This is a genomic window from Yoonia sp. (assembly GCF_036007805.1).
Classification (GTDB): Bacteria; Pseudomonadota; Alphaproteobacteria; order Rhodobacterales; family Rhodobacteraceae; genus Yoonia.
Window position 1 is genome coordinate 1 of the sequence record NZ_DASYOK010000045.1, and the last position, 3,861, is coordinate 3,861.

General features: G+C 58.9%; 4 protein-coding genes. 1 reads left to right on the forward strand and 3 read right to left on the reverse strand.

Translation table 11 applies throughout. From position 1 onward, the window contains the following. Positions 1 to 188, forward strand: a 188-nt coding sequence (locus VGP75_RS02655) for a biotin transporter BioY (protein ID WP_327542176.1), incomplete at its 5' end; no start/stop codon positions are given. Between the two features lie 53 nt (positions 189 to 241). Here VGP75_RS02655 and VGP75_RS02660 read toward each other — a convergent pair. From VGP75_RS02660 to VGP75_RS02670, 3 genes are all read right to left on the reverse strand, one after another. Beyond that, complete coding sequence (locus VGP75_RS02660) at positions 242 to 1,447, reverse strand: bifunctional alpha/beta hydrolase/OsmC family protein (protein ID WP_327542177.1); 1,206 nt, start codon at positions 1,445 to 1,447, stop codon at positions 242 to 244. A gap of 136 nt (positions 1,448 to 1,583) precedes the next feature. Then, positions 1,584 to 1,925, reverse strand: coding sequence for a hypothetical protein (locus VGP75_RS02665; protein ID WP_327542178.1), 342 nt, complete (start codon positions 1,923 to 1,925; stop codon positions 1,584 to 1,586). 88 nt (positions 1,926 to 2,013) lie between these two features. After that, positions 2,014 to 3,861: extracellular solute-binding protein (locus tag VGP75_RS02670; protein ID WP_327542179.1), on the reverse strand; the 1,848-nt coding region annotated here is incomplete at its 5' end.

Here is a 3,861-nt window from a genome sequence, read left to right on the forward strand (position 1 = left end):
TGCTGATCGCCAATGCGCTGATCTACCTGCCCGGTGTGGCGTGGTTGAGCGTTCTCTATGGCAACGGCCTCGCGTGGTCGGTCGAAGTGGGCATGACACCGTTCCTGATCGGTGACGCGCTCAAGCTGGGCCTTGCAGCACTGCTGGTCCCCGGTCTGTGGAAGCTGATCGGCGACGCGCGCTCATAAGCTTCGCTTTCAAATTTTGGAAAAAGGCGCAAGCATCACGCTTGCGCCTTTTTTCATGCAAGATGGGTGGTGATGGTCGATGACCGCTCAAGCGTGCGGTGCACTGGGCATTTATCTGCAATCTCAAGCAGTCTGTCGCGCTGGTCCTTGCTGAGATCGCCTTCCAGCCGGACGAGGCGTTCAAAGTGATCGACCTTTGCGCCGGGATCGGCGGCATCTGCCGCGTGTTCCTTGGCATGGGTGATATCCACGCTGACACCCGTTAGGGGCCAGCCTTTGCGCCGCGCATACATGCGGATCGTCATCGACGTGCAGGCGCCCAGTCCGGCGGAAACAAGGCCATAGGGCGAAAGCCCTTTGTTGCTGCCACCGTGTTTTGCAGGCTCATCTGCCAGCAGATGGTGCGGACCGGACTGGATATCCTGCAGAAAGCCATCCACGTCCGCCTCTGACACCCGCAATATGCCTTCAGGTGTGGCAGCCCGTGGTTCAGATTCTGCCAATTCCAGATACCGTTTCGACCACACGGCAATCATGTCGGCGGCGTACTCGGCGTCTTTTGCCCCTGTCATCAGGTGGTCGGCGTTGTCGAGTGTGACAAAGCTTTTGGGGTGTTTGGCTGCCATGAAGATATCCGAGGCGTTTGCGATCCCGACGGTGGCATCGCGGGGGGCGTGCAGCACCAGAAGGGCAGCACCCAGATTGCCAATCGCGGCCTTCAGATTTGCCGCGCTGATATCTTCGACAAAGGCTTTGCCGATGCGGAAAGGGCGGCCGCCAAGGTCAACCTCGGCCACGCCCTGATCCTCGATTTCGGGGATTGCTTGGGCGAAATGATGGGTGACATGGCCGGGATCAAAGGGTGCGCCGATTGTGACAACGGCCTTGATACCCGTCAGCATCGGGGCGGCTTTCAGGGCAGCGGCACCACCCAGCGAATGACCGATAAGCAAGGATGGCGGCATGCCCCGCGCGGCCAGTGCCCGGTCAGCGGCGATCAGGTCATCCACGTTCGAGGTAAAGCTGGTATTTTCAAATTCGCCTTCGGAATGCCCAAGACCAGTAAAATCAAACCGCAAGACGGCGATGCCCATAGAGGACAGACGTGCTGCGATCCGCCGCGCGGCGGTGATATCCTTGGAGCAGGTAAAGCAATGCGCAAAAAGGGCTGTGGCAAGGTGCGGCCCGTTTGGCAGATCAAGACGGGCGGCAAGCGTGTCGCCGCCATGTCCGGTGAAGGTGAGCTTTTCGGTTGGCATATTGCGGCCCCTTTTTTGTCTTGCGTTGTCTCAGTGATGGCAACGTGGCGCGCGGATGGCAATCTGCGGGCCTGATTATCGCAGGAAGGTGAGAGATGTTACTGCGATAGTTCCTCCGCAGAGGCGGGGGCGCGGCCTAAGGGATCGTGTTCATTTGCGTGCTGCCCAGCGACAGCCAGTCCCACAAAAGCTGTGGGTTGCTGATGAGGCCTATGACCGCCAAGATCACAGCAAGTGCAAGGTTGCCTCTGGTCACGTAGCCGAGAAGCCGCGTCAGCAGGTGCGGGCGCTTAGACTGTGCCACCGGCCCCTGTTGGCTGCGCCGGACTTTGGGGATGGTTGTTGGTACAGTCTTTGCGGCATGTGGCTTGGTCTGTGCGAAAACGCTGGCGCGTTGCTCTGCTTTCCGGCGTGCCGACCCGCGATAGGCGGTCGAGGGGCCTTTGTAGCGCACGTCGATGGGGTGGTATTTGGACATGTGAATTGATGCTTTGAAATGAATCGCAATTTGACGTCAGCCTATACCGCAATCATTTGGCGCCACGCGAAAAATCCTGCGGTTATGATCACAATCCGCCGTCGAGCGCCCCTTCAGCCACCAAAGCATCGTATTTGTCGCGTTCGAACCACCAGAAATCGACGTTGCGGAAGAAATCATAAGGGGCAGGGGTTTCTGGTATGCCGAAGATATCCCAGACCGCCACACGGTGCGCCCCGAGGTTCCAGCCGCCAATCCAGATATGTTTGGAGCGCAGCACGCGGTCAAGCGCGCGCACAGCGGTGGTGAGCTCTTCGCGGGTGCTGGCGACAACGACCTTCTCAATCAGAGCGTCCACCACAGGATCGGCAAGGCCTGTCAGGTTATTGCTGCCTTCGGCACCGGCGGCGGCGGACCCGTAAAAGGCGCGCAATTCTGCCCCCGGTGTCGTGGCGACGGACCATGCGGTCGAGGACAGATCGAAATCGAATGCCTGCCTCCGCTGGGTCCACGCGCTCGGGTCGATCACTTCGAATTCCGCATCAATGCCAAGGGCTTTGAGGTTTTCGGTATAAGGGATCATAATCCGCTCAAGGCTGCGGCTGCTATCGGGGAATTCAAGGTGTAGGACTTCTCCGGCTGCGTTGCGGCGCATGCCGTCATCGCCAACGGTCCAGCCTGCGGCCTCAAGAAGCTCGCCTGCCCTGCGCAGATCACCACGGTCGCGAGGGCGGTTGCTGCCGGGGTTGGGCACATGGGCAGGTTCGGTAAAAATTTCCGGCGGGAGCTGGTCGCGGAATTCCTCTAACAGTGCCAGTTCCACACCTTCGGGAATACCTGTCGCCTGCATATCGGTGTTTTCAAAGAAACTGTCGTTGCGGGTATAGGTGCCATAAAAAATCGTGTCATTCGTCCATTCGAAATTGAATGCATATTCAAGGGCCTGGCGCACGCGGATATCTTGCAGCACGGGATTACGCATGTTGAACCAGATGCCCTGGGCATTGGCGGGGCGGCCATCGGGGATCAAGAGTTGCTGTACCCAGCCGCGCTGTGCGGCAGGAAAATCGTAACCTGTCGCCCATGAGGCCGAGCGGTATTCGACGCGCATATGGTATTCACCGGCGGCAAAGGCCTCGAGCCCCACGGTATCATCGACGAAGTATTCGTAAGTGAAGCAGTCGAAATTGTTGCGGCCAGTGTTTACCGGCAGGTCAGCACCCCAATAATCGGGGTCTTTGCAGAAGGTGATCGTGCGCGGGGCGTCGACATTTGCCACCTCATAGGGGCCGGACCCAAGGGGGATATCCATCCAGCTTTCGGCAAAATCCACGGTGTCATAAAAATGTGCAGGCAGCACGGGCAGTTCCGCGACACTGCCCAAAAGGCCGCTCCCCGCCCCGGGGGCCAGATCAAAGCGCACACGGGTGTCGCTTTCGGCGGTCACGGCTGACACATCGGACAACAGGTTGCGGTAGTAGGGATGCCCTTCGGTTTGCAGCGCGTTGATGGTGAACACAACATCGGCGGCGGTGACGGGGGTGCCGTCATGGAAACGGGCCTCAGGGCGCATGTTGAAGGCGACGTAAGAGAAATCATCGGGGTATTCGATGGTTTCTGCAATCAGCCCGTAAAGCGCATCGGGTTCGTCATTGGCCCGCACCATCAGGCTGTCATAGATATGGACACTGACTTCGGGGGCGCTGTCGCCTTTGATGATGAAGGCGTTCAGGCTGTCGAAGGTGGGGGTGCCGAAGAGCTGGCGCTGGCTCATGGTGCCGCCTTGGGGGGCGTCGGGGTTGGCATAGTCGAAATGGGTGAAATCAGGGCCGTATTTCAGATCACCGAAGGTCGAAAAACCGTGGCTGATCGTGACATCAGCGAAAGCGGGTGTCGTGAGTGCGATCAGCATGAGGGTGGCTGGGATTTTCTTCAT